The following is a 25,015-nucleotide window of genomic DNA, read 5'->3' as shown; positions in this document are numbered from 1 at the left end:
GCGTCTCAGCCGCCGTCGTATGCCCCCAGGGCGCTTTCGAACGCGTCCCGCTTCTCGGCGCTGAGCAGTTCGTCGGCCAGCACGGTGAGACTGAGGCCCTCGAGCGGCTCGCCGGTGCGTGCGGATTGCGCTTCGCGTGCGGCTCGGTAGTCACCCGTGCGGTCGTTGGCGAGGTCGGTGATGTCGGCATAGAAGCGGGTCGGGTCGGGGTAGTTGTCCGAGTACCACTCCCAGACGACCTGCTCGCGCGGGTCGGCTGCCCCGTACATCTTCTCGATGACGTCCGGCGAGATGCCCGAGGTCGGCTCGTTGAAGGCGAACATCTCCCAGAACCCCTGCTCCAGCAGTACCTCGCTGATCGTCGTCATGACCGCGCGTTTGTGGTCGTAGCCGGTGACCGGGGTCGTGGTCATCCACTGTGGTGATGTGTACTGCACGAGCATCGACTCGCCGCCGTAGCCGTTGCGCTCGGGGCGCAGAACCTCATCGGTGACCTCCACCCACTCGAAGCCGTACTCGGCGGTCAGACGTGCGCGCACCTCGGCGAGCACGTCCTCCGAGAGCGCGCGTACCTCCTCCAGAGAGGGGGAGTTCAGGATGCTGCGTGGGTCGCGATCCTTGATGCCGGGATACGCCTCCCAGAGACGCTGCTCGTCGGTCTTGCCGCCGTCATAGGCGCCGGTCGCCGAGGTGCGCAGCGCCGCGAGGCCGCCGACCGTGGCCACGTTGAAGAGCAGCACCACGGCGAGGGCGATGATGCCGAGCAATCGCCCGCGCGCGGTGATGAGCGCGGCGACCACCGCGCCGATGAGCGCGAGCTGCAGGGCGAGAATCGTGGGGCCGTAGATGACGTCGGTGAGACCGATGCCGAGCAGCACCAGCAACGTGAATGCGAAGAGGATCGCGGCGCAGAGGGAGACCCAGCCGATCGCGTTCGTGCGGTGCGGACCCCCGTTGGCGGCGCGATGATCCGCGACCTGCGGATCATCGATGCCGCGGCGCTGTGCTGCGCGGTACCCGCCAGGAGGGGGCAGGGGAGGCGCGCCCTCGGAGTTCGACACGTATCGCGCGCCGCCCTCGGTGAGTGGTCGGTCGGTCACCATGGCTTGTCCGTCCCGTTCGATCCGCCATCACCGGGCTGGTCGCCGGGTCCGTCGGGCTGGTCGCCGCCGGGTCCGTCCTGCTGCATCTCTTCGCGCTCACGCGCGCCGTCCTCGAGCTTCTCCTGCAGATCGTCGAGCTTCTGCTGGTCGGGCAGGGGTGACGGGGGCGTCTGCTGATCGTCGGGCTGCTGAGGCTGTCCCGGTGGAGGCTGCTGCTCCTCGGGCTTCTGCTTCGTCTGCAGACGATCCTTGAGCTGCTCGAGCGCATCGGCGAGATCACGCTGCGGGTCGCTCGTCTGCTCCTGCGCCTCGGGGTCACCGCACTCTTCGGGGGTCTCGACGGTCACGGTCATCGCGCGGTTGTAGAACTCCGCCGCACGCGCCGGCTCACGGGCGGATGTCGCCGCGTCCCCCTGCCACTCCAGCACGAGCGCGAGGTTCACTCGGATGTCGCAGACCTCCATCCCGCTCGCCAGCGACAGCGCCTCCTCGAACTTCACCTCCGCCTGCGGCAGGTTTCCGGATGCGGCGAGCCCCGTGCCCTCGTTGAACGGAGCCAGGTGCGGCTCGAACCAGTTCCAGAACTGCTGCCCCTGCGCGGCCTGTGTCGACCCGGCGTAGTCGCCCGTGACATAGGCGCTGACGGAGTGGTGCGCGAAGGCGTACATGCTCGCGATCTTTCCCACCAGAAGCAGCGCGGCCAGCGTCAGCGGCAGGGTGCACCAGAAGATCCAGCGGCGGATGCGGCGGCGAGGCGTGAGCGTCATGCGGCACCGTCCTCGTCACGGGGCGTACGCAGCGAGAGTGTCCGCATGCGTGTCACGAGCATTGTGGCGCGTGCGATCTCGAACGCGAGAAGCGCCGCGACGACGAGGGCGACGATCCACGAGAGGTCGATGATCGCCCCCACCGTACGAGCGTCGTCGTAGGCGGTCGTCGTGGTGGGCGCGGGCGGGAAGTCAGGTGGGGTGTCGGCTGTGCGGTGCTGGTAGGGGACGCCCAGCTGCGTGGCGATCGTCTCCAGTGCGGCCTCGTCGATGACCGACAGTGCCCGCTCGCCTTCGTGTTGGATGTATTCGCGGGACGCGTCCAGGCCGCCCGTCGTGAGCCGCATCGGGCCACCGGAGCTCGTGCCGTAGCCGAAGACGCCGCCGCCGACGATGTACGGCGCGCTCGCCGCGAACGACTCGGGCTCGCCGCTCGCGGTCTGCTCGCCGTCACCGAAGTAGAAGACCAGGCGGGCCCGCTCCGGAGAGAGCTCCGCCGCCGCCGCGAGCGTCTCTGCGAGCAGATCGTGCGCGATGCCGATGGAGCTTCCGCGCGACTGCGCGGTCACCTCGGGCTGCAGCACGCTCATCGAGGTCGTGAGCGCCGTCGCATCCGTCGTCAACGGCAGACGCAGCTGCGCTGAGGCGTCGAAGGTGATGAGCGCGAAGCGCGCACCCGGGTATGCGTCGACGAGAGCGTCGACATCGGCGCGCACACCGTCGAGGCGGCGTTCGCCGTCACCCCAGTCCTCCGCGACGATGCTGGAAGTCGTATCCACGACGATCACGACATCGGTGTCGGTCGCGAGCGTCAGCGTCGATCCGCCGGGGATGCCGGGGCGCAGCAGCAGTGCGGCGCAGGCGAGCACGAGCAGGACGCGCACGACCCAGAGGGTGCGCGCGGCCGCGGATCGGCTGCGCACGAGCATCCACATCACCACTCCGAGCGCGGGCACGAGCAGCACCGCGAGCAGGATCGGGTGAAGAACGGGTTGCAGGATCACAGTCGCACCCTCCACAGCACCAGGAGGAAACCGAGCACGACGATCATGAGCGCGACGATCCAGAGCTGAGGGGTGTCGATCTGGATGACGGTCGCCTCCCCGCGCAGCGTCGACGCCTCCTGCTTCTGCACCTCGTCGATGATCTCGTCGACCGTCGTCGCGTCACGCAGCCCGAAGCCGATCCCGCCGGTCATCGCTGCGGCTTCGCTGAGGGCGGTGCTCTCGGCCTCGGCGATGCCGTCGACCGGGTTGATCGTGTAGAGACGGATGCCGCGGCTGGCCGTGAACGCCGCCGCCTCGTCGAGTGTGATGACCGATTCGCCGTTGAGCTCGTTGTCGGTCGCGAGGATGATCGACCGCGCCCGCTCCTCGTCGACGTGATCGAAGCGCATCGCGCACGAGGCGAGACCATCGCCGATGAGGGAGGCCCCCGGTCCGTTGAGCGTGCCGATCCAGTGCTCGGGGATCTCCTCGAGATAGTCGAAGCTCTCGCGGATGCGCTGCAGCTGCGCCTGCACGAATGCGTAGTCGTCGGTGAGGGGGAACACCTGCACGGGTGAGCTGTTGAAGATCGTCAGTCCGATCCGCTCGCCCTCGAAACCCTCGACGAGCTCTTCGAACACGGCCAGGACCTCGACGTCGACGTCGCTCATCGAGCCCGACACATCCAGGCACAGCATCACGTCACGACTGTTGTTCTCGGGCTGGATCGTCTGCGCCGTCACGGGACGTGCGGCGATGACAGCGGCAAGAGCGGACGCCGCGAGCCCGAGCACGATGACGCCGGCGAGGGCGGCACGGCGCCGGCGCACGGCACGGGCGAAGGAGGGGAGGGCGCGAACCCGCTCGGCCCGGGCCACGAGTGCGCCGCTGTCGCCACGCGCCTCAGGACCGCGGCGCAGACCCAGCAACAGGCCAACGATGATTGCGATCAGGATCAGGATGCCGACGGCGACCAGCATCCACGGCATCGCCAACGTCAGTGCCATGACTGCACCACCTGGCGTGCAGCGGCCGCGCCGACGTACGGATCCAAGGGGTCGGCCCTGCGGAAGATGCTCGGATAGTAGCTGCGCTGCATCGCCTCGACCAGGCTCGGGTGGACCCCGAGGCGGACGAGATCATCCAGTGCGAGCACAGGGGCCTCCAAACCGCTGTACTCGTTCACGAATCGACGCACCACCCTGCTGTACTCCAGATGCGCACGGCGTGCGTCGATCGCGCCCGACCGATAGTCGTCTTCGATCTGCTGGATGCTGCGCATGTTCTCTTCCCGCAGGGCGAGACGCACCTCGGCGAGAGACATCGGGGGGTCGACGGCTTCCGGCGGGCGTTCGCGCTTCTCCCGGGTGAGCAGCAGCACGAGCCACGCGACCAGGATCAGAAGCGCCAGCACGCCGAAGGCGAGCAGCATCCATCCCCACCCGTACTGCCCCGGTGGGTACAGTTCATCGGCGCCCGACATGACGCCTCCTGTTGAGCAGGTGCAGCAGATCGCTGACGGCCGTGTCCTGTGAGCGGAGCACGGTGTGCGAGATCTCGAGCCGATCGAGAAGGGCGTCGCGGCGCGCCGCCGCCTCGGCATCGCGTGCCGTGAGCTCACCGACGACACTGTGATCACCGTGCAGGAAAGACGGCACCGCCCAGGAGCTGTGCGCGTCGAGGCGCCCGCGGCGGCTTGTACGGTCGAGAACCGGATCGGCGTCGTCGAGGGTGACCCAGAGCACGTCGTGCTGCACACGAAGACGGCGGATCAACCGCTCGGTCTCCGCCGTGAGCGGCGTGCCGTCGGTCACGATCACTACGATCATGCGGCGGGAGATCGTGCGCGCGATGAAGCCCAGCAGTGCGTCACGATCGCTCGGCGCGGGATTCGTGAGTGCGCCGTCGATGCGGCGCAGCGTGTGCTCCAGCGCGGCCTCACTGCGACCGATCTCCGTGCGCTGCACGCGCGCGGCATCGCCGTGCACGAGCGTGAAGTCGTCGCCGTGGCGCAGCGACAGCATCCCGAGTGCGCCGATCGTCAGGATCGCGAGATCCTTCTTCGGCCGCTCATCCCGCGCCAACCCGCGCATCCCGAGGCCTGTGTCGACCGCGAACAGCACCGTGTGCATCCGCGTTGCCCGCGACCGCTTGATCATCGGCGAACCGAGACGTGCCGTCGCACGCCAGTCGATGTCGCGCACCTGATCGCCGTATTCGTAGGCGCGCAGGTCTTCGAAGTCGAGGCTGCGCCCGCGCAGCAGCGACGCGTAGGCGCCATCCAGCGCATGCGTCGACTTACGCGACGAAGCGATGAAGAGCTTGCTCTTCACCGGGGTCAGCAGACTCGACATGGATGCTCAGGGGGTCGGCACCGCGGCGAAGACGGCGTCGATGATGTCTTCGCTGCGCACGCCGTCGGCCTCCGCCTCGAAGGTGACGAGCACGCGGTGACGCAGAACGAGGTGACGCAACTCACGCACATCCTCGGGGAGGACGTGCGTGCGGCCCTGCAGCAGCGCGAGCGCGCGAGCCGCCTGCAGGAACGCGATCGTGCCGCGGGGGCTCGCGCCGTACTTGATGTATCCGCCGAGCTTCTCGCCGATGTAGGGCACCGGGTTCCGCGTGACATAGATGAGCGACACGATGTAATTGCGCAGCGCTGGGTCGACGTAGACGCGTCGGGTCACATCCTGCAGCAGTTCCACGTCGGCGAGCGTCACCGCGGTGTGCACATGGTTCTCCGGATCGAGGGCGCCGGAATCCAGGCGATCCAGGATCTCGAGCTCCTCTGCGGGGCTCGGATAGTCGACGATCTCCTTCAGCAGGAAGCGATCCATCTGCGCTTCGGGCAATTCATACGTGCCCTCCTGCTCGATCGGGTTCTGCGTCGCGATCACGAGGAACGGACGCGGTACCTTGTGGATCTCGCCGCCGATCGTCGTCTGGCGCTCCTGCATCGACTCGAGCATCGCGCTCTGCGTCTTCGCGCTGGAGCGGTTGATCTCGTCGAGCAGCACGAAGTTCGCGTGCACCGGGCCCAGGATCGTGCGGAACGCGCCGGTCGACGCCTCGTAGATCTGCGTGCCGGTGATGTCGCTCGGCAGCAGGTCAGGCGTGCACTGGATGCGCTTGAATTCGGCCGTCACGGTGTCGGCGAGCGTGCTCGCGGCTGTCGTCTTCGCAAGCCCGGGAACGCTCTCCAGCAGGATGTGGCCGTTCGCCATCAGGGTGATCAGCAGGCTCGCCCGCAGACGCTCCTGGCCGACCATCTTCGCCGAGTACGAGTCGGAGATCGTCTTCAGGATCGCCGTCGCACGGGAGAGCTCTGCGGCGGTCGGCGTCTCGGGCTGTGACGCCGCGGCGAGGACAGGCGCGGGAGGCGTCGGAGTGGCCGGAGCGGCAGGAGGGGCGCTCGCGGCGGAGGGCACGCTCTCGATGAGCGACGCGGACGTCGCTGCCGGGGGAGCAGACGGCGGTGCGGGGGCAGGCGGGGGAGGTGGCGCCGGGGCGGCGTGGGGGAAGGCAGGTTCGGACTCTGTCATCACATCTCCTCGCGTGCGTAGGGGATGCTGCCGCGCCCCCGGCAACAGCGTAACGCCCGAGCCCGGCACGACCCCACCGCCGCTCACAGTTCCGGAAGCGCATCCCCATGCTCTTAGTGCACGAACTATTGGTACGCTAATCATGTTCTCGGAAAGGATCGCCATGACGCTGCCCTACGACCCCGCCACCGACCTGCAGGCCTACGCGCACCCCGAGCGTCTCGTGACGCAGGAGTGGATCGACGCTCACCGCGATGACCCGGCGCTCGTGCTGCTCGAGTCGAACGAAGACGTGCTGCTCTATACGACCGGACACATCCGCGGTGCGCACAAGATCGACTGGTACACCGACCTGAACGACCCCGTGACCCGCGACTTCATCGGTCCTGATGCCTTCACCGCGCTCGCGCGGCGACTCGGGATCACCGCGGACAGCACGATCGTCCTCTACGGCGACCGCAACAACTGGTGGGCTGCCTACGCGCTCTGGGTGTTCACTCTCTACGGGCTGCGTGATGTGCGCCTGCTCGACGGCGGACGCGACTACTGGATCGCCGAGGGCCGTGAACTGACGCGCGAGGTTCCGCCGACGCCGACCCCGAGTGACTACGTGGCACCGGACCGCGACGATCGCACCGTCCGCGCCTTCGCGAACGATGTGCTCCGGCACGGCGACCGTCCGCTGATCGACGTCCGCACTCCCGCCGAGTTCTCCGGAGAGACGACCTTCATCCCCGACCACCCGCTGGAGGGAACCCTGCGCGGCGGGCACGTCCCGGGTGCGGTCAACGTGCCGTGGGCGACCGCGGCACGCCCTGACGGTCGCTTCCGTCCCCGTGCCGAGCTCGACGCCCTCTACGGAGACCAGCGAGAGCTCACGGACGACGACGACATCATCGTGTACTGCCGCATCGGTGAACGATCTGCGCACACCTGGTTTGTGCTCACGCACCTCCTCGGCTTCCAGAACGTGCGCAACTACGACGGCTCCTGGGCGGAGTGGGGCAACCTCGTGCGCGTTCCGATCGCCCTCGGCGCCGACTGAGTGGCATCCGTCGTCCATTTGACTCCTACGCCCGCGCCGTTGAGGCTGGGGAGATGCGCCGCACCGCTCCGCTTCTGCTCGTGACGATCCTCGGCTTCGCCCTCACGGCATGCGCGCCGACGGCGGCTCCGGTGGAGCCAGGGGTGGATGCCCCCGCAGAAGCCACCCCGGTCGAGTCGCCGTCGCAGGCGGCGCAGGACGCCGCGAACGCGCTCTGCGCCGACAAGCCCGAGGGCAACGCGCAGGTGTGCGTGCTGGAGGACGTCAACGCGAGTGGCGACCTCGTGTTCAGTGGCTATCAGGTCGTGAAGATCATCGGCGGGGCATACTCCGGCGCGGTGTCGATCGCGGCCGACGAGCAGATCGTCATCACCGAAGCCCTGTTCGACGCCGACCTCGACGTCAACGCCCCCGGCACGGTCGTGAAGCTGTCGACGATCGGCGGGAGCCTCAGCCTGGCCGAGGGACGTCACGCGACGCTCGTCGAGAACAGGATCGGCGGCGATCTCAACTGCGCTGCCGCCGCAGAGATGCACGGCAATCAGGTCGGCGGCACGACGGCCGCGGCCTGCGCCGCCCACGGCTGACAGGGGGCTTTCGGTGTCCATCCGGGCGCGACGCATCCGGTCATACCAGGATTTTGCACGCATGTGCCGACCCTCGTAGTCTGACGAACAGCACGGGTTGAGGGACCCGAGGCGCGTCTCACCGAGAGGGTCACTGTATTGGCCGATGACCGGCGCGGGTCGCGCATGAAGCTGTTTCGAACACGTGCTCTCCGCAGGATCGATCTGAAACTCGGGTCCGCGAAGGAGCTCGCCGAATCGCGGCGCGTTGCCGAATATCTGGCGCTGGCGAACTTCCGCCTGACCTCGGTGGGCTCTGGCCGAGAACTCGTGGCCATGGTCGCCCAGTTTCCGCACGCCTCGATCGTGTACTTCTCCGGTCCTGAGGTGGAGGCGCTGTGGACGCGCGATGCACAGTCGGCTGACCGCGTCCTGTTGCTCGTCGGGATCAGTGCCGGCATCCAGATCGAGGGCGAGGATGAGTGCGTCGTCGTGACGCGTGATCCGCGTCTTGCTCTCGTGGCACCGGGCACGGAGGATGTGCGGATCACGATGCGGCAGCCTGGCGAGCTGCTGTATCTCACCGTTCCGAGCGGCATGCTCGCGGACCTTCCGTTCCCTTCTTCGTCCGTCCACGTCGACGACCCTGTCGATGCCTCCGTGCTCATGCCGATGGTCGCGTTCCTCGTGCACCTGTGCCGCACGAGCGGCGGCGACTCCGATGACCTCGCGCAACTGCCGGGCGCCGTCAATGAGATCGTGCGCACGCTCGCACTGATGATCACGAAGAACGTGCCGAAAAGCTCCGGACTCCACGCACGGGCCATGCAGGTGATCAGTCGGGACTTCGCCGATCGTGCCCTCAACGCCGGTCGGATCGCCACACAGCTCGACGTGGCACCGCGCACCCTTCAGCTCGCCTTCCAGAAGGAGGGTCAGACGCTCGCTGCGCAACTGCGTCGTGTGCGCGCTCTGGCTGCTCATCAGGCCAGAGCCGCACGTCCTGAGGCCAGCATGTCGAGCGTGGCGGCTTCGGTCGGTTTCGGTTCTGAGTCGGCGATGTTCCGGGCGGTGCGGGAGTTCCGCGACGAGGCGCCCCGTCTGAACGGGCTGCCCTCGGTGGAGTGATCCGCGGGCGTCGTGTCGCTGATTCGCGTCGGGCGGCCTGACGTGCGTTCTCTGCCGTAAAACGCATAAGCGATGCCGATTCGCGCAAGTATCGCGGATTCGTGTAATCAGGCTGTCTTCTCGCCATCTCTATCTCGTAGAGGTACTTATTGGCCGCTCCCTGGATGACCAGAGAGAACCGATATGCGATGAGGGAGCATGATGGAAAAACGGCGCGTGATTCGTGCTGCGCAGACGGCGCTGGCGGTGGTGACCACCGCGGTGCTGGTGCTGATGGGCGGTGTGGCGATGCCGGCCTTCGCGGCCGACAATGACGTCTCTGTCAGCATCCGCCCCATCGATGCCTCAGTGCTCTCGGGCCAGAACGTCACGTTCGAGCTTTCCTGGCAGTGCGGTACGACCACGTCGCCGGACTGCAGTGGCGGAACGATCGAGGTGCCGGTGCCCGCGGGGCAGCCCGACGTCCTGACGCTCTCGGTCGAGACGTTCACCGCCGTGACCATCAGCGGTGTCGCCTATCCCGTGCAGGTCGTCGGAACAGGCGCAAACCGCACGATCGTGTGGAGCCTGCCTCCGAGCATGAGCGGTGCGAACGCGGGCACCGTGACGTTCACCCTGGGCACCCAGAACTGGATCACCCCGAACGGCACGACGATCACACCGAGCGGCACCTTCACGACGAGCCTCGGGACGGCAACGGCGACGTCGGCTCCGGCGACCGTGACCTCGGAAGCTGCGCTCAAGGTCGAGAAGATCCGCTACCCGGATCTCGTCGAGGACCCCTATGTCGGCAACGATGTGACCTACCTGATTCGCGCCGGCTACCCGCAGCAGTGGAACGCGGCCGGCGGTTACACCCCGTACGGCAACATGTGTCAGTCCGATGGGTTGTGGGCACTGCAGGATGTGGTCGTCGTCGACCGTCTGCCGGCGGACACCGTGTTCGTCTCGGCGACGCGCGGGGGTGTCTATGACGCATCGACCCACACCGTCACCTGGAACGTTGGCAGCTCGGCGGCCATCAACCCCGACGGCACGGCGCGATGCGATTCGACGACGTTCGGCCAGGAACTGCTGGTCACCGTGAACTACCCCGAAGCGGAGTTCACCGACGATGCGAACAACCACACCCTCCAGACGAACCGGGCAGAGGCGACCGCGAACCCGTGGTCGCGACCGCAGACCGACCTGACTGCACAGGACGAGGCCTCGCACTATCTGCAGATCGGGGCCGATGGCGCGTTCACCGTGCAGAAGGGCATCTCGTACGCTGCATCGAACGGAAACAGCCGACAGTTCTGGCGCGGTGCGGAAGGCGCCGGTGGCGATTGGGTGCGCGGCTACCTGCACAGCTACAGCATCGAGGGCACCGGCAACGCGTCGGGAAGCTGGTCGCTCACCGACATGCTGCCGTGCGAATGGACCTCGCCCGCCGACACGACGTCGACGGACTGCGCGACACCCGCCTACAGTGACATCTCCTTCGGGGCCAACGGCAGCATGTCGGCGCTCGACGTGAACTGGAGCACGAACCTCGGCCGCACCGGCGTCTGCACGATCCCGCAGGGGTCGACCGTCGGCGACAGCGTGGTTCGCGCATGCGCCGGAACAACCGCTGGTGAGCCGATCCCCATGCAGACGGGTGAGTGGATCACGAAGTTCTGGCTCGACGACAACCCGGTCAAGGCCGGCACGAAGGGCAAGCTCTTCCTCTTCGGAAGCGTGAGCGACGACATCCCGCTCGACAATTCGCAGGCCGTCGCCGACGGTGTGTACCAACCCCACTTCCTTACCGGTGGTACGGCCCAGCCGACGCCCGTCCGCGGAGTCACGCCGGCATCGGAGCATCCGCTCTGGGTGACGATCGAGAACTGCACGGCCGACAACACCGTGACCTGGAACGGCGGATCGATGTCGACGAACGGCGCGCTCGTCGACTCGAACAAGGAGGGACGATGCGGGTACACCCGCATCGTCCGCGACCCGGTGAACATCTACTCCGAGAAGCGCATGTACGTTCCCGAGCTGGTCGCCGGCGGCGCGAGCAAGGACGGGCAGCCGAACCTGGTGCCGGGCGACTCGCTGCGGGTCGAGGTCATGACGCAGCGTGACACCTGGTACTCCGAGTACGCGGACGACGTGAACCGCGCATTCACTCCCACGATCACCGAGATCCTGCCGGAGAACCTCGCCTTCGATCCGGATGACCCCTCAGCGCCTGTCTACCTCGACTGGGAGAGTTCCTCGCGCCCCGCGTCGGCCATCATCGACAAGCTCGGCGAGCCGCGACTCACACTGAGCGAGGTGCAGATCGACGGCGTCACGCGTACCAAGATCGTCGTCGACTTCCCGAACGTCCCGGCGGGCGGGGGCCTGCGCATCATCGACGCGGCGACCGGTGAACGCGACGCGATCACGGTCGGGTTCGACGTGCGCGTCAAGGACGCCACCCCGGCCGGCACCTCCCGCAACTACACGCTCGTGCAGGCCGCGGAGGCGGCGACCGGCTATCTCGTCTGCGCATCGCCCACCCGCTACGCGGACCCCGAGGTGCTGACTGCCTCGACCACCTGGGGTGACCTGAGCTTCACCGGCGGGGTGGAAGGGCCGGACGCCGACACCGGATGCCGCGCGCAGAAGCCCTACACGGTCGTCGAGGGTCCGGGCATGGGCTCGGCCAAGCAGGTGAAGGGCGTCTGGGATCAGGCGTTCATCGCCTCTCCTGGCATCGGCTCGACCGACAAGACCGGTGTCGCCGACTACCTGATCCCCGTGCGCAACACGGGCAACGTCGACACCCGCGACGTGGTCGTCTACGACCTGCTGCCGCGCGTAGGCGACACGGGTGTGCGTCCCGGGGCGGAAGCCCGTGGCTCGAAGTTCGACGTCTTCATGACGGGACCCGTCACCGGTCTTCCCGCCGATGCGATCGTGCAGTACTCCACCTCGGCGAACCCCTGCCGCGGAGAGCTCGCAGGCAACGGCGGCGGGACCCTGACGAGCGCGCCGGCCGGCTGCGTGAACGACTGGACCACGGCCGCTCCCGCTGACTGGTCGACGATCATCGGCATCCGCATCGACTTCGGCCCGCGCGTCTGGGGACCCGCCGAGATACACACGGCCGCGTTCCCCGCCGTCGCAGGACAGGGCGGTGACCTCACCGGCATCGCCTGGAACAACGTCGCGATCGCGGCGAACCGCAACTCCAGCGGCATCCCGCTCCTGCCGAGCGAGGCGCCCCGCGTCGGCCTCCAGCTTGCGCCCAACCTGACGTGGAGCAAGGTCGACGGCACCGACGGAAGCCTGCTGCTCGGTGGATCGGAGTGGCTGCTCGAGCCCGTTGTCGCGGCGGGAGCCCAGCCGCCCACCGGCACCTGGCCGCGCACGATCGTGGACTGCACCGCCAGCGGCTGCACCGGCGAAGACCAGGACCCCGCTGCGGGTCGGTTCGAGCTCACCGGCATCCCGTGGGGCACCTATATGCTCACCGAGACGACCGCTCCGGTCGGCTATGAGCTGCCGGACTCACCAGTGCAGATCGTCGTCGGCACCGGAAACCTCGACACAGACGCCTGGGTCTACAACGCCGGCGCCGTGAAGAACTACAAGCCCGGCGCGACCCTGAGCTGGCTTAAGGTCGACCCCGCGTCGAACCTCCTTGCCGGGTCGCAGTGGCAGCTGATCGCCGTCGACCAGGCGGGAACCCCGCTGCCCGGCGCGACCCCCCTCAATGTGAGCGACTGCGTCGCGGCCAGCTCCGACCTCTGCGCCGGCGCCGACCAAGACCCCGCTGCGGGGAAGTTCGGCATCACACAGGTACAGGAAGGCACGTACCACCTGATCGAGACGCAGGCGCCTCCCGGATTCGTGAAGCGTACCGATCCGATCGTGGTGCCCGTGACCGGAACCACGACCGTCACGATCGGCGAGATCGAGAACACGCAGATCGCGGTTCCGCCGCTGCCTATGACCGGCGGGATCGGATCGTTCCTCTTCCTGATCGGCGGAGGCTCGCTCATCGGCCTCACCGCACTTCTCCTGGTGCGCTCGCTGCGCCGCTCCCGCCTCGCCTGAGGCCCCCGACTATCCCGCGCGACAGCGACGGGGACACAGACGCCGAACCATCGGCACATCGAAAGGAAACGACTATGTCACGGAGCACTTCACCGCGCATCGCGCGGCGTGGCCTTGCGGCTGCGACGGTCATCGCCGTCGGCGCCCTGGGGCTGCTTGCCGGCGGTTCGGCCGCATACGCTGCCGACATCGACACCACCGAGACCGGATCCATCACGGTTCACAAGTACGAGAACCCCGGCAACGGCGCGATGAACCCCGATGGCACGGGCACGAGCCCGTCGAAGCCCCTCGCGGGCGTCGGCTTCGAGGTCTGCCACATCGACGGTATCGACCTCACAACGGCCGGCACCACGGGCTGGGAGCAGATCAACGCGATCACCGCCCCCGCGCTCCTCGCCGCCCAGCAGGGTTCGCAGCTGGGCACCTACGCGCTCAGTGGATGCCAGACGCTGGCCGACACCGACGCGCAAGGCACCGCGGCTACCGGTTCGCTCGCCCTGGGCGCCTATCTCGTGCGCGAGATCAAGGCTCCCGAGAACGTCGTGAAGAAGGCCGACCCGTTCATCGTGACCGTGCCGACCCCCAGCATCAACGGCGTCGGCGCCGACGGCTCCTGGGTCTACAACGTGCACGTCTACCCCAAGAACACCGTGGGCAACGGCCCGGTCAAGCGGATCGAAGACCAGAACGGCGCATCGGCTGCCGTCGGATCTGACGTGAACTTCTCGATCGAACAGGTCATCCCTGCCCTCGCCGTCGGCGAGACCTACGACAAGCTGACCCTCAACGACACGCTCGACAGTCGCCTCACCCCGAAGGCCGCGACCGTCGAGGTGCTGATCGACGGCACCGCGCTCGCCGCGGGCGACTTCACGGCCACCGTCGTGGGACAGAAGCTCACGGTCGTGCTCAACCAGGGCGGCCTCGACAAGCTCACCGCCGGCGCGACGCTGCGCGTGGAGTTCGCCGCGACGATCAACGCCATCGGCGACGGCGTGCTGCTCAACACGGCTTACGTGAACCTCAATGACCTCGAGCTGACCCCCGGTCACCCCGGCGACCCGGAGAACCCGACCAACACGGTCGTGAACCGCTGGGGCCAGGCGAAGATCGTCAAGGTCGACCCGTCGGGCAACGGCCTGACCGGTGCCGAGTTCGAGGTGCTCATGGGCGACCGCGCCGACTGCGCCGCGACCGACATCACCTTCACTCCCGTGATGAACCCCGCCACCCCCACGCAGAAGCTCGTCGTGTCGTCGGGTGCCAACGGCACCGTCGCGATCCCCGGTCTGTGGATCGGCAGCGACTCGATCAGCTCGACGGGTGCCGCGACGATCGGTCTGGCCGAGCGCTGCTACCAGCTCGTCGAGACCAAGGCTCCGGCCGGCTTCATCCTTCCGGCGGGCGACGCGGCGAAGTTCGACGTGATCGTCAAGCCCGGTGAGACGGCCAACCTCGCCATCGACATCGAGAACAAGCAGCAGGGTGTTCCCGAGCTGCCGATGACGGGTGCAGACGGCCAGCTGGCGATGGTCATCGGCGGATTCGCGCTGATGGCGATCGCAGGCGGCTCTGTGCTCGCGACGCGCCGCAAGAAGCAGCGCGCCTGATCCCCCACCCCCACCCGGAGACCGGCCCGGCGCTGACGCGCCGAGCCGGTCTCCATCCTCTGCCACGCATCGAGAGAGTCCCGACATGAGCATCACCTCCGTGGAGACGCGGCGATCGCTGCGCGAGAAGCGGAGTGCACGGCGCCCGTTGGGCGTTGTGCCGTGGATCACGGTGCTGTGTTGGCTGCTCGGCGTCGGCGTGCTGCTCTATCCGACGGCAGCAGCGTGGATCTACCAGTACAACCAGGCGAGCCTGCTCGGCTTCTACGACGAGCAGATCGACGACGTGACGCCGGACCGCGCCCAGCAGATCCAGAACGCCCGCTCGTACAACGAGGCGCTCTCGTCGGGTGTGCTCGTCGCCGCCGACGCGAACGTCCCCGTCGCCGCCGGTGAGATGCGCGAAGCGGGCGCCGTGCCGTACGGCGAACAGCTCGCGACGCCGAGCGGGATGATGTCGCGCCTGCGCATCCCCGCGATCGACCTCGACCTGCCGATCTTCCACGGCACCGATGACGACACGCTGCTCAAAGGGCTCGGTCATCTGGAAGGCACCTCGCTCCCGGTCGGCGGCGAGAGCACGCGTTCGGTCATCACGGGGCATCGGGGCCTCGCCAGCGCGCGCATGTTCACCGATCTCGATCGCATGAAGCAGGGCTACACGTTCACGCTCGAGACCTTCGGCGAGGTGCTCACCTACCGTGTCACCGACATCCAGGTCGTCGCCCCGCACGAGACCGAGACGCTGCACCAGGCCGCAGGAGAAGACCTGGTGACCCTCATCACGTGCACACCGCTCGGTGTGAACACCCACCGCATTCTCGTCACAGGCGAACGTGTCACTCCGACCCCGCCCGACGTCGTCGCGGCGGCGGGCTCAGCGTCCACCGTTCCGTACTTCCCCTGGTGGGCAGTGCAGTTTGCTGGAGCTGTTCTCGTCGCCGTTCTGTATCTGATGTGGATGAGCCGACCGGTCACCTCGCGCCCAGAGCGTGATGACCTGACCGGCCGTTGAGCTGACGTCGTACGTCCACTGATACCGTCGAAGAGCAGTCGCTTTCTCTGGGTCGGTCGAGCTCGTCGCTCCCGGCACCCGGAAAAAACCCTGTTCCGGCCGAGATCGCGACTGTTCTTACTACATGACTGAAGAGTATGAGGACAGATACGTGACGAATCGAGAACGAGTAGCAATCATCGGCGCCGGCCCCTCGGGCATGGCGCAGCTGCGGGCCTTCGAATCCGCAGCCCGCGCGGGGGCGGAGATCCCCGAAGTGGTCTGCTTCGAGAAGCAGGCAGACTGGGGCGGCCAGTGGAACTACACCTGGCGCACCGGCCTGGACGAGCACGGTGAGCCCGTGCACTCCAGCATGTACCGCAATCTGTGGTCGAACGGCCCCAAGGAGGCGCTGGAGTTCGCGGACTACAGCTTCGACGAGCACTTCGGGAAGCCGATCTCGTCGTACCCGCCGCGCCCCGTGCTGTGGGACTACATCGCCGGACGCCTGGAGAAGACGAACGTGCGCGACTGGATCCGCTTCCAGACGGTCGTGCGCTGGATCGAGTTCGATGCAGAACGCGAGGTCTTCACCCTCACGAGCGAGAACCTTCCCACCGGAGAATCGGTGACGGAGGAGTTCGACCGCGTGGTCGTGGCCGCAGGCCACTTCTCATTCCCGAACACCCCCGAGTTCGAGGGCATCGAGACGTTCCCCGGTCAGATCAGCCACGCGCACGACTTCCGCGGCGCGGAGGGCTTCGAGGGTCGCGATGTGCTCGTGATCGGCGCGAGCTACTCCGCTGAGGACATCGGCAGCCAGGCCTTCAAGATGGGCGCCCGTTCGGTGACGGCGAGCTTCCGCTCACAGCCCATGGGCTACGACTGGCCGGACGGGATCGAGGAGCGCCCGGTCGTGGAGCGCTTCGACGGCAGCATCGCGCACTTCGCCGACGGCACCTCGAAGCACGTCGACGTGGTCCTGATGTGCACCGGATATCTGCACAAGTACCCGTTCCTGCCCGACGACCTCGCGCTGTCGTCGCCGAACAACGTGTACCCCGACGGCCTGTACCGCGGTGTGGTCTGGCAGAGCAATCCGCGCCTGGCCTACCTCGGCGCGCAGGATCAGTGGTTCACATTCAACATGTTCGACGTGCAGGCCTGGTACGTGCGCGATCTGATCCTCGGCCGTCTCGCGATGCCGGATGAGGCGGAGCGCGCGGCATCCATCACCGACTGGCGCGCGCGCTTCGAGGCGATCGCATCCGCAGCCGATGAGATCCGCTTCCAGGGGGACTACGTGCGCGACCTGCTGCAGCTCACGGACTACCCGGAGTTCGACATCGACCGGGTCGTCGAGATCTTCCTCGCGTGGAAGCGCGACAAGAAGGAAGACATCATGGGCTACCGCGATCGCGTGTACGAGTCGGTCATCACCGGCACGATCGCGATCGTGCACCACACCCCGTGGATCGACGAGCTCGACGACTCGCTGGAGCGCTACCTCGCCGAGGAGCCCGCAGCGGCTGCGGTCGTCGAGGGTGCGGAGGCGGTGGCGGCGGATGCTGCGCGTGCGGAGATTCTCGCGCGCTGAGCCCGCCTCTCGGGAGGAGTTCTCGCTGATCGGAGGAGGATTCTGGCTGGATCCTCCTCCGACGCGGGACTTCTCCTCCGAACAGGGGGCGTCGGGGCGTGGCATCCGTCTCCTGGCGTCACGTCAGGAGGGCGTCGAGGGTGCTCCGGTAGGATGGACTCGCCCGTTCGGGCCAGCTCATCTGCCGGTGCAACCCCGGCGAACAGCGTGCAGTACCAGGGGGTACACCCATGCCAGGAATTGTGATCGTCGGCGTTCAGTGGGGCGACGAAGGAAAAGGCAAGGCCACCGATCTTCTCGGTGAGCGCACCGACTGGGTGGTGAAGTTCAACGGCGGCAACAACGCCGGGCACACCGTCGTCGTCGGCAACGAGAAGTACGCCCTTCACCTTCTCCCGTCTGGCATTCTCTCCCCCGGTGTCACACCGGTCATCGGCAACGGCGTGGTCATCGACCTCGAGGTGCTGTTCCACGAGCTCGAGGCTCTGGGCTCGCGCGGCATCGACGTCTCGCGTCTGCGCGTCAGCGCGAACGCGCACATCATCACGCAGTACCACCGCACACTCGACAAGGTCACCGAGCGCTTCCTCGGCAAGCGCAACATCGGCACGACCGGCCGCGGCATCGGCCCGGCCTACGCCGACAAGATCAACCGCGTGGGCATCCGCGTGCAGGATCTGTTCGACGAGAACATCCTGCGCCAGAAGGTCGAGGGGGCTCTCGACCAGAAGAACCACCTGCTGGTGAAGGTCTTCAACCGTCGTGCGGTCACGGTCGACGAGATCGTGGAAGAGCTGCTGTCGTACGCCGACCGCCTGCGCCCGATGGTCGCCGACACCGGTCTGCTGCTGGAGCAGGCGCTGCGCAACGACGAGGTCGTCGTCTTCGAGGGCGGCCAGGCCACGATGCTCGACATCGACCACGGCACCTACCCGTTCGTGACCTCGTCGACGGCGACTGCCGCGGGCGCGGCCGCCGGGTCCGGAGTGGGCCCCGGTCGTCTCAACCGCGTCGTCGGCATCGTCAAGGCGTACACGACCCGCGTCGGCTCGGGGCCGTTCCCGACCGAGCTGTTCGACGCGCAGGGTGACTGGCTGCGTTCACGCGGCTTCGAGTTCGGCACCACGACGGGCCGTCCGCGCCGCGTCGGCTGGTACGACGCCCCGATCACGCGCTACGCGACACGCATCAACGGCATCACCGACCTGGTGCTGACCAAGCTCGACATCCTCACCGGCCTCGAGCAGATCCCTGTCTGCGTGGCTTACGACGTCGACGGTGTGCGCTTCGACGACGTGCCGGTCAACCAGACCGACTTCCACCACGCGAAGCCGATCCTGGAGTACTTCCCGGGCTGGACCGAAGACATCTCGAAGGCGCGCACGTTCGACGAGCTGCCGCAGAACGCGCAGGACTACGTGCTGGCGCTCGAGAAGATGAGCGACACCCGCATCTCGGTGATCGGCGTGGGCCCCGCCCGCGACGAGATCATCGTGCGTCACGACCTGATCGACTGACCGCACTTTCGGTTCTCTCCGCGGGATTCCCCCGTCGACGCGGAGACGACTGCGCGTGCCGTCTGCGGCATGCATTCGTGCGGCGGGTGCTCGGTAGGCGAAAGGTCTGTGGATGACGCGGTTCTGGCTCGGCGGTTACGGCAGCGACATGGGTGGGACGGCAGACGGCATCGGCCTGCTCGCCGGTGACGAAGGCCGTGCGCCTACGACGCTTGCCTATCGTGGCGCGGTTGCGGCGGCGCTCTCGCCGTCGTGGTTGGCGCAGCATCCGACGCTCGATGTCGTCTACGCGGCGCTCGAAGGCGCAGGTACGGTGCAGGCCTATGCCCGCTCCGGTGAATCGACGCTCGCTCCGCTCGGCGAGCCTGTCGAGGCGGGCTCTGATGTCTGCCACATCGCCGTCGCGCCCGACGCTCGCTCGCTCATCGCCAGCTGCTTCGGTGACGGCCGCGTCGTGCGGATTCTGCTGGATCCCGCCGGTGTGCCGGTTCCGGATGCTGCGCACAAGGCGGCTGCGCTGCGCGCGGCGCTGCTGGGTGAGACCGTGGAGGCTCAGACCCCCGCGGGTGTCGGCGCGGCCGCATCCGACCCCTATGCTCTCGACGGCGAGCCACGCTCCTCCCACGCGCACGCCGCGGCCTTCCTGCCGGATGGGCGCATCGCCACGACCGACCTCGGCTTCGACCTCGTGCGCATCTGGCGCGTCGGCGCTGAGGGACTGCGGATCGACCACGAGGTCGTGCTGCCGCGCGGCACCGGCCCGCGCCACATGGTCGTGCACCCCAGCGGACACCTGCATGTCGTGACCGAACTGTCTGCCGAGGTCTTCACCCTCGCCGCAGGGCGCGATGGCACGTGGGGGATCGTGTCGTCGACGACCAGCTCGCTGATCGCGAACGTCGGCGCGGACTTCCCGTCCGAGCTCGCGCGCTCGCGTGACGGTGAGACGCTCTACACCGCGCTTCGGGGCAGCAATACGATCGCCGCCCTGCGCGTGAAGGGCTCCGGCGAGACCGTTGAGCCGCTCTCCGTCACCGACTCGGGCGTCGACTGGCCGCGGCACATCCTCGTGCACGAGGGCCTGCTGCTTGTCGCGGGCCAGCGCTCGGACGACATCACCGTCGTCGACCTCGATGAGCGCACGGGCGCGGCAGGCAGCATCCGCCATCACGCCCCCGCGCCCGCGCCGACGCACTTCCTCCCGGTGCGCTGAAATCAGCCTCTGATCGGCCCCTTTCCTCGACTGGAACGGGGCTGATCTGCATTCCGCGGAACATCCCACCCGTGACATGACGTTGCACATGAGCAAGACTGGCCACCCCGGAGGAAGGCGCAGACATGTCTGACGAGTACGACCTCATCGTCCTGGGCGCGGGCACGGTGGGCGAGAACATCGCTGATCGGGCCGTGCAGGGCGGGTTATCCGTCGCGATCGTGGAGCACGAGCTCGTGGGCGGCGAATGTTCCTACTGGGCGTGCACTCCGTCGAAGGCGCTGCTGCGACCGTTGGCGGTGAGACGGGCGGCGAAGGCCGTGCGCGGCGCGCGCGAGGCGGTGACGGGCGACGTCGATGTCGCCGAGGTTCTCGCGCGTCGCAACTGGTTCGTGGGCGACTGGTCGGATGAGGGCCAGGTGAGCTGGCTCGAGAGCGCCGACATCGCCCTGATCCGTGGGCACGGTCGCCTCAGCGGCATCCGCGAGGTGACGGTCACCGAGGATGATGGTGCCGAACGAACCCTGCGGGCCCGCCATGCCGTGGCGATCGCGACCGGCTCGCGCGCGGCGATTCCACCGATCGACGGGCTTGCGGAGGCAGAGCCGTGGACGAGCCGCGATGCGACCAGTGCGAATGAGATCCCGAGCAGCCTCGCGATCATCGGGGGTGGCGTCGTCGCGGTGGAGATGGCGACGGTCTTCGCCGGACTCGGTGCGGCGGTGACCGTACTCGCGCGCACCGGCGTGCTCGGTGGCTTCGAGTCTTTCGCGGGTGAGCGCGTCGTGGCGGCGCTGCGCGAGCAGGGTGTGGATGTGCGTCTCGACACGGAGACGGTACGGGTGCAGCGCGACATCGCTGGCGTGACGATCACGACGGGCGATGGTTCCGAAGTGCATGCCGACGAGGTGCTCGTCGCGACGGGGCGCGTGCCGCGCAGCGACGACATCGGGATCGAGACGGCCGGGCTCGAACCGGGGCGGTCGATCACGACGGATGACACGATGCGCGTGCCTGGAGTCGACTGGCTCTACGCCGCCGGCGACGTGACCGGCCGTGTGCTGATGACCCACCAGGGCAAGTACGAGGCGCGGGCTGCGGGCGATGTGATCGCGGCACGGGCGACGGGTGCGCCGGTAGATGATGCGCCGTGGGGTCGCCATGTCGCGACCGCTGACCACAGCGCGGTGCCGCAGGTCGTGTTCGGTGATCCGGAGGTCGCGGCCGTCGGATTTACAGAAGCCGCCGCACGTGATGCGGGGATCGATATCGCCGTCGTGGACTATGACCTGGGCGCGGTGGCGGGCGCGAAGCTGCATGCTGACCGCTATTCCGGACACGCGCGCGCGATCATCGACAAGAGCCGGGATGTGCTCGTGGGGGCGACGTTCGTCGGCCCAGACGTCGCCGAGCTGCTGCACGCGGCGACCATCGCGATTGTCGGCGAAGTGCCAGTCAAACGTCTGTGGCACGCCGTACCGTCGTATCCGACGGTCAGTGAAGTCTGGCTGCGGCTTTGCGAAGAGTACGGACGAGAGTCCGCATGAGTCCTGCCGCGCGGACGCAACGAACGAGGGAGACACCCACATGATCGAATTCCGCTCGGTGACGAAGCGGTTCGACAACGGTGCGCTCGCCGTCGATGACTTCAGCCTGGTGCTGCCGTCGCGCAAGACGACGGTGTTCGTCGGCTCTTCCGGCTGCGGCAAGACGACCCTCCTGCGCATGATCAACCGCATGGTCGAGCCGACGTCCGGCGATGTCGCGATCGACGGCGAGAGCGTACTGGGGCGCGACCCCGTGAAGCTGCGCCGCAGCATCGGCTACGTCATGCAGAACTCCGGGCTCATGCCGCACTTCACGGTGCTGGCGAATGTCGCCACGGTGCTGCGGCTGAACGGGGTGTCGAAGGCGGATGCTGCCGCGCGCAGCCGTGAACTGCTCGACACCGTCGGTCTGGATCAGGCGCTCGCGGATCGCTACCCCGCACAGCTCTCGGGTGGGCAGCAGCAGCGTGTTGGCGTCGCCCGCGGGCTCGCCGCCGACCCCAACATCCTGCTGATGGATGAGCCCTTCGGCGCCGTCGATCCGATCGTCCGCGCCGACTTGCAGCAGGAGCTCATCCGTCTCCAGCACGAGCTCGACAAGACCGTCGTCTTCGTCACCCACGACATCGACGAGGCCTTCCTGCTCGGCGACCAGGTCGTGATCCTCGACGTCGGCGCGCGCATCGTGCAGGTCGGCTCGCCGAGCGAGATCATCGAGAACCCGGCCGACGAGTTCGTCGAGGCGTTCATCGGTGCCGAACGCGGACGCCGAGCGCTGAGCCTGAAGCAGACCCCCCGCGGCACCGTCGTCGTCGACGCGCAGGGCCGCACGCAGGGCAGCCTGGTCGAGGGACACTGACGTGGACTGGGTCATCGACAACCTCGCCCTCATCGGCGAGCTCAGCGTCGTGCACCTGCGCCAGAGCCTCATCGCGATCGTGATCGGCTTCGCCATCTCGCTCCCTCTCGGATGGGTGGCATGGCGATACCAGTTACTGCGAGGGTGGATCATCGTCGCGACGGGGCTGCTCTACACGATCCCCTCGCTTGCGCTCCTCATCATCATGCCCGCCGTGCTCGGCTACTCGGCGATCAGCGAGTTCAACCTCGTCGTCGCGCTCACGATCTACGCGATCGCGATCCTCGTGCGTGCCGTGGCCGATGGTCTCGACTCCGTCGATCCCGGTGTGCGCCAGTCCGCGACGGCGATGGGCTTCGGTGCGCCGCGGCGCTTCTGGACGGTCGAGCTGCCGCTCGCCGGCCCCGTGATCCTCGCGGGGTTGCGTGTCGCGGTCGTGAGCACGATCTCTCTGGCGACGGTCGGCGTGCTGATCGGCGTCACGAATCTCGGGTACCTGTTCACGAACGGACACCAGCGCCGCATCATCCCGGAGGTTCTCGCCGGCGTGGTCGCGGTGGTCGTGATCGCTCTCGTCCTGGACGTGCTGCTCGTACTTCTGGGTCGGATGCTCATGCCGTGGAGCCGCAAGGTGCCGGCGGGCCCTCGCCGCGAACGCCGCGCCGTGCGCACCCCCATCGCCGTCGGAGGTGCCGCATGAACCTCTTCGCCGACGCGCTCGACTGGCTCTTCTCTCCTGAGCGGCTGCAGGGTGCCTACGCGCTGCCGATTCTGCTCGGCCAGCACCTGTGGTTCACGGCGATCTCGGTCTTCATCGCGGCACTCGTCGCCGTGCCGCTGGGTTGGCTGATCGGGCACACAGGGCGTGGGCGCGAGTTCGCCGTGGCGCTGTCGGGCGCCGCCCGTGCACTGCCCTCCTTCGGTCTGCTGATCCTGCTCGTGCTCGTGATGGGCGTGCTGCGCACCCCGGAGGCCGCGGTGATCACGTTCGTGCTTCTGGCGATCCCGTCGATCCTTGCCGGGGCGTACACGGGCTTCGAGGCCATCGATCGGCGTGTGATCGATGCGGCCCGTGCGACAGGGATGACCGAATGGCAGATCCTGTGGCGCGTAGAGGTGCCGCTTGGGATGCCCCTGCTGATCGGCGGCCTGCGTGCCGCCGTGCTGCAGGTCGTCGCGACCGTCACGATCGCGGCGTACGTCAATCTCGGCGGCCTCGGCTGGCCGATCATCCAGGGGATTCCACTGCGTCGTTTCGATCAGGTGCTCGGCGGTGCGATCCTGGTCGCGCTTCTGGCGCTGATCCTCGATCTGCTCTTCGCCGCTGCCCAGCGCGCCGCGGTGCCACGTGGTCTGCGCGCCGCGCGTTCCGAGCGCGATGGCCCTGCGCGCGGCACCGCATCCCGTGCGTTCTCGTCCACCGACGCACCCACAGACCCCGCCCCCGCGGCGGCGCTGTCGAACTGACAGCATGCAGTCCCCCAGAGAGGAAAGATGATGTTCACAGCACGAACCAGACGATCCGGTCTCTTCATCGGCGCCCTCGCCGCCGCAACCCTCGCACTCACCGCCTGCGGTGGGGGCAACCCGCTCGACACCCCCACCGAGAGCAGCGGTGGGGGCGAGGCATCCGACACGATCGTGATCGGCTCGCAGGCCTACTACTCGAATGAGATCATCGCCGAGATCTACGCGCAGGCGTTGGAGGCCGCGGGGCACACGGTCGATCGGCAGTTCAACATCGGCCAGCGTGACGCCTACATGCCCGAGATCGAATCGGGCGCGATCGACCTGTTCCCTGAGTACACCGGCAACCTGCTGGAGTTCTTGGATGACTCGGCGACCGCGACCAGTTCGGAAGACGTCTACGCGGCGCTCGTCGAAGCGCTGCCAGAGAATCTCACGGCTCTCGACTACGCCGAGGCGAGCGACCAGGACACCTACACGGTCACGAAGGAGTTCGCTGCGCAGCACTCGCTGACGACGATCGCCGACCTTGCGAAGGCGGGCGTGCCGCTCACGATCGGCGCCGCGCCCGAGTTCGAGCAGCGTCCGTACGGCCCGGCCGCGGCCAAGGCGGTCTACGGCGTCGACCTGGCGTTCTCCGCGACCGGACCGACGACGCTCGATGCCCTCCTCGAGGGGGCCGTGCAGGTGGCCGACATCTACTCGGCAGACCCGGCATTCGAGACGAAAGAGATCGTGGCTCTGGAAGACCCCGAGAACATGATCCTCGCCTCTAACGTCGTTCCCATCGCGTCGAGCGACATCGCCGATTCGATCGCCGACGTGATCAACGCGGTGAGTGCGAAGCTGACGGTCGAGCAGCTCGTGGCACTCAACGTGCAGAGCACGGTCGACCAGAAGTCGAGCGTCGACATCGCCAAGGCCTGGCTGACGGAGAACGGTCTGCTGTAGCCGATACGACAGGACGCCCCTCGTGGTCTCCGCGAATGATGTT

21 protein-coding genes are annotated in these 25,015 nt (G+C 67.7%); 14 read left to right on the top strand and 7 right to left on the bottom strand.

The features are described 5' to 3' along the window. Positions 1–5: 5 nt before the first annotated feature. The 7 genes from AC1REM_RS02820 to AC1REM_RS02790 are packed head-to-tail and all read right to left on the bottom strand — an operon-like array spanning position 6 to position 6,401. Positions 6–1,103: a hypothetical protein gene (locus tag AC1REM_RS02820; protein ID WP_492513232.1), complete on the bottom strand. Its 1,098-nt coding sequence runs from the start codon at positions 1,101–1,103 to the stop codon at positions 6–8. Continuing rightward, positions 1,097–1,870, bottom strand: coding sequence for a hypothetical protein (locus AC1REM_RS02815; protein WP_492513231.1), 774 nt, complete (start codon positions 1,868–1,870; stop codon positions 1,097–1,099). Before AC1REM_RS02815 ends, AC1REM_RS02820 begins: the two co-directional genes overlap by 7 nt. Beyond that, the gene (locus tag AC1REM_RS02810) at positions 1,867–2,874 is read right to left on the bottom strand and encodes a VWA domain-containing protein (protein ID WP_492513230.1); all 1,008 of its coding nucleotides are present in this window, start codon (positions 2,872–2,874) and stop codon (positions 1,867–1,869) included. The genes AC1REM_RS02815 and AC1REM_RS02810 overlap by 4 nt, the downstream gene beginning before the upstream one ends. Next, positions 2,871–3,863 (bottom strand): VWA domain-containing protein, encoded by a 993-nt coding sequence (locus AC1REM_RS02805; protein WP_492513229.1) that lies wholly within the window; start codon positions 3,861–3,863, stop codon positions 2,871–2,873. Before AC1REM_RS02805 ends, AC1REM_RS02810 begins: the two co-directional genes overlap by 4 nt. After that, positions 3,854–4,339 (bottom strand): hypothetical protein, encoded by a 486-nt coding sequence (locus AC1REM_RS02800; protein ID WP_492513228.1) that lies wholly within the window; start codon positions 4,337–4,339, stop codon positions 3,854–3,856. Before AC1REM_RS02800 ends, AC1REM_RS02805 begins: the two co-directional genes overlap by 10 nt. Then, positions 4,323–5,210, bottom strand: a complete 888-nt coding sequence (locus AC1REM_RS02795; RefSeq protein WP_492513227.1) for a DUF58 domain-containing protein — start codon at positions 5,208–5,210, stop codon at positions 4,323–4,325. The genes AC1REM_RS02800 and AC1REM_RS02795 overlap by 17 nt, the downstream gene beginning before the upstream one ends. A gap of 6 nt (positions 5,211–5,216) precedes the next feature. Continuing rightward, positions 5,217–6,401 (bottom strand): AAA family ATPase, encoded by a 1,185-nt coding sequence (locus AC1REM_RS02790; protein WP_492513226.1) that lies wholly within the window; start codon positions 6,399–6,401, stop codon positions 5,217–5,219. 163 nt (positions 6,402–6,564) lie between these two features. Between AC1REM_RS02790 and AC1REM_RS02785 the strand changes: the two genes are divergently transcribed. From AC1REM_RS02785 to AC1REM_RS02720, 14 genes are all read left to right on the top strand, one after another. After that, positions 6,565–7,446, top strand: a complete 882-nt coding sequence (locus AC1REM_RS02785) for a sulfurtransferase (protein WP_492513225.1) — start codon at positions 6,565–6,567, stop codon at positions 7,444–7,446. Between the two features lie 53 nt (positions 7,447–7,499). Further along, the gene (locus AC1REM_RS02780) at positions 7,500–8,033 is read left to right on the top strand and encodes a hypothetical protein (protein ID WP_492513224.1); all 534 of its coding nucleotides are present in this window, start codon (positions 7,500–7,502) and stop codon (positions 8,031–8,033) included. Positions 8,034–8,198: 165 nt separating this feature from the next. Then, positions 8,199–9,140, top strand: coding sequence for a helix-turn-helix domain-containing protein (locus AC1REM_RS02775; protein WP_492513223.1), 942 nt, complete (start codon positions 8,199–8,201; stop codon positions 9,138–9,140). Between the two features lie 198 nt (positions 9,141–9,338). Next, on the top strand, positions 9,339–13,214 hold the full coding sequence (locus tag AC1REM_RS02770) for a SpaA isopeptide-forming pilin-related protein (RefSeq protein ID WP_492513222.1): 3,876 nt from the start codon (positions 9,339–9,341) through the stop codon (positions 13,212–13,214). A gap of 74 nt (positions 13,215–13,288) precedes the next feature. Continuing rightward, positions 13,289–14,827, top strand: coding sequence for a SpaH/EbpB family LPXTG-anchored major pilin (locus AC1REM_RS02765; RefSeq protein ID WP_492513221.1), 1,539 nt, complete (start codon positions 13,289–13,291; stop codon positions 14,825–14,827). Between the two features lie 85 nt (positions 14,828–14,912). After that, the gene (locus AC1REM_RS02760; RefSeq protein WP_492513220.1) at positions 14,913–15,842 is read left to right on the top strand and encodes a class C sortase; all 930 of its coding nucleotides are present in this window, start codon (positions 14,913–14,915) and stop codon (positions 15,840–15,842) included. A 151-nt stretch (positions 15,843–15,993) separates the two neighbouring features. Next, positions 15,994–17,418 (top strand): trimethylamine monooxygenase, encoded by a 1,425-nt coding sequence (locus AC1REM_RS02755; protein ID WP_492513219.1) that lies wholly within the window; start codon positions 15,994–15,996, stop codon positions 17,416–17,418. Between the two features lie 230 nt (positions 17,419–17,648). Further along, entirely contained in the window at positions 17,649–18,935 is a 1,287-nt protein-coding gene (locus AC1REM_RS02750) for an adenylosuccinate synthase (protein WP_492513218.1), read from the top strand. A 112-nt stretch (positions 18,936–19,047) separates the two neighbouring features. Beyond that, on the top strand, positions 19,048–20,148 hold the full coding sequence (locus AC1REM_RS02745) for a lactonase family protein (RefSeq protein WP_492513217.1): 1,101 nt from the start codon (positions 19,048–19,050) through the stop codon (positions 20,146–20,148). Positions 20,149–20,273: 125 nt separating this feature from the next. Then, positions 20,274–21,695 (top strand): dihydrolipoyl dehydrogenase family protein, encoded by a 1,422-nt coding sequence (locus tag AC1REM_RS02740; protein ID WP_492513216.1) that lies wholly within the window; start codon positions 20,274–20,276, stop codon positions 21,693–21,695. 40 nt (positions 21,696–21,735) lie between these two features. Further along, entirely contained in the window at positions 21,736–22,554 is an 819-nt protein-coding gene (locus tag AC1REM_RS02735; protein ID WP_492513215.1) for an ABC transporter ATP-binding protein, read from the top strand. A gap of 1 nt (position 22,555) precedes the next feature. Further along, positions 22,556–23,254 (top strand): ABC transporter permease, encoded by a 699-nt coding sequence (locus AC1REM_RS02730; protein WP_492513214.1) that lies wholly within the window; start codon positions 22,556–22,558, stop codon positions 23,252–23,254. Further along, the gene (locus AC1REM_RS02725) at positions 23,251–24,021 is read left to right on the top strand and encodes an ABC transporter permease (protein ID WP_492513213.1); all 771 of its coding nucleotides are present in this window, start codon (positions 23,251–23,253) and stop codon (positions 24,019–24,021) included. The genes AC1REM_RS02730 and AC1REM_RS02725 overlap by 4 nt, the downstream gene beginning before the upstream one ends. A 30-nt stretch (positions 24,022–24,051) precedes the next feature. Continuing rightward, on the top strand, positions 24,052–24,972 hold the full coding sequence (locus tag AC1REM_RS02720) for an ABC transporter substrate-binding protein (RefSeq protein WP_492513212.1): 921 nt from the start codon (positions 24,052–24,054) through the stop codon (positions 24,970–24,972). Positions 24,973–25,015: the final 43 nt, after the last annotated feature.

The sequence above is a fragment of the Microbacterium sp. GW823-FHT02G05 genome (genome assembly GCF_058797175.1).
Note: the sequence above shows the minus strand (reverse complement) of the source record. Positions and strands in the feature narration are given on the sequence as shown.

Coding starts and splice junctions, on each gene's coding strand:
- AC1REM_RS02750 (WP_492513218.1), top strand. CDS start 17,649: ATGCCAGGAATTGTGATCGTCGGCGTTCAGTGGGGCGACGAAGGAAAA.
- AC1REM_RS02740 (WP_492513216.1), top strand. CDS start 20,274: ATGTCTGACGAGTACGACCTCATCGTCCTGGGCGCGGGCACGGTGGGC.
- AC1REM_RS02720 (WP_492513212.1), top strand. CDS start 24,052: ATGTTCACAGCACGAACCAGACGATCCGGTCTCTTCATCGGCGCCCTC.
- AC1REM_RS02770 (WP_492513222.1), top strand. CDS start 9,339: ATGATGGAAAAACGGCGCGTGATTCGTGCTGCGCAGACGGCGCTGGCG.
- AC1REM_RS02815 (WP_492513231.1), bottom strand. CDS start 1,870: ATGACGCTCACGCCTCGCCGCCGCATCCGCCGCTGGATCTTCTGGTGC.
- AC1REM_RS02780 (WP_492513224.1), top strand. CDS start 7,500: ATGCGCCGCACCGCTCCGCTTCTGCTCGTGACGATCCTCGGCTTCGCC.
- AC1REM_RS02745 (WP_492513217.1), top strand. CDS start 19,048: ATGACGCGGTTCTGGCTCGGCGGTTACGGCAGCGACATGGGTGGGACG.
- AC1REM_RS02725 (WP_492513213.1), top strand. CDS start 23,251: ATGAACCTCTTCGCCGACGCGCTCGACTGGCTCTTCTCTCCTGAGCGG.
- AC1REM_RS02795 (WP_492513227.1), bottom strand. CDS start 5,210: ATGTCGAGTCTGCTGACCCCGGTGAAGAGCAAGCTCTTCATCGCTTCG.
- AC1REM_RS02735 (WP_492513215.1), top strand. CDS start 21,736: ATGATCGAATTCCGCTCGGTGACGAAGCGGTTCGACAACGGTGCGCTC.
- AC1REM_RS02785 (WP_492513225.1), top strand. CDS start 6,565: ATGACGCTGCCCTACGACCCCGCCACCGACCTGCAGGCCTACGCGCAC.
- AC1REM_RS02820 (WP_492513232.1), bottom strand. CDS start 1,103: ATGGTGACCGACCGACCACTCACCGAGGGCGGCGCGCGATACGTGTCG.
- AC1REM_RS02790 (WP_492513226.1), bottom strand. CDS start 6,401: ATGACAGAGTCCGAACCTGCCTTCCCCCACGCCGCCCCGGCGCCACCT.
- AC1REM_RS02760 (WP_492513220.1), top strand. CDS start 14,913: ATGAGCATCACCTCCGTGGAGACGCGGCGATCGCTGCGCGAGAAGCGG.
- AC1REM_RS02775 (WP_492513223.1), top strand. CDS start 8,199: ATGAAGCTGTTTCGAACACGTGCTCTCCGCAGGATCGATCTGAAACTC.
- AC1REM_RS02765 (WP_492513221.1), top strand. CDS start 13,289: ATGTCACGGAGCACTTCACCGCGCATCGCGCGGCGTGGCCTTGCGGCT.
- AC1REM_RS02805 (WP_492513229.1), bottom strand. CDS start 3,863: ATGGCACTGACGTTGGCGATGCCGTGGATGCTGGTCGCCGTCGGCATC.
- AC1REM_RS02800 (WP_492513228.1), bottom strand. CDS start 4,339: ATGTCGGGCGCCGATGAACTGTACCCACCGGGGCAGTACGGGTGGGGA.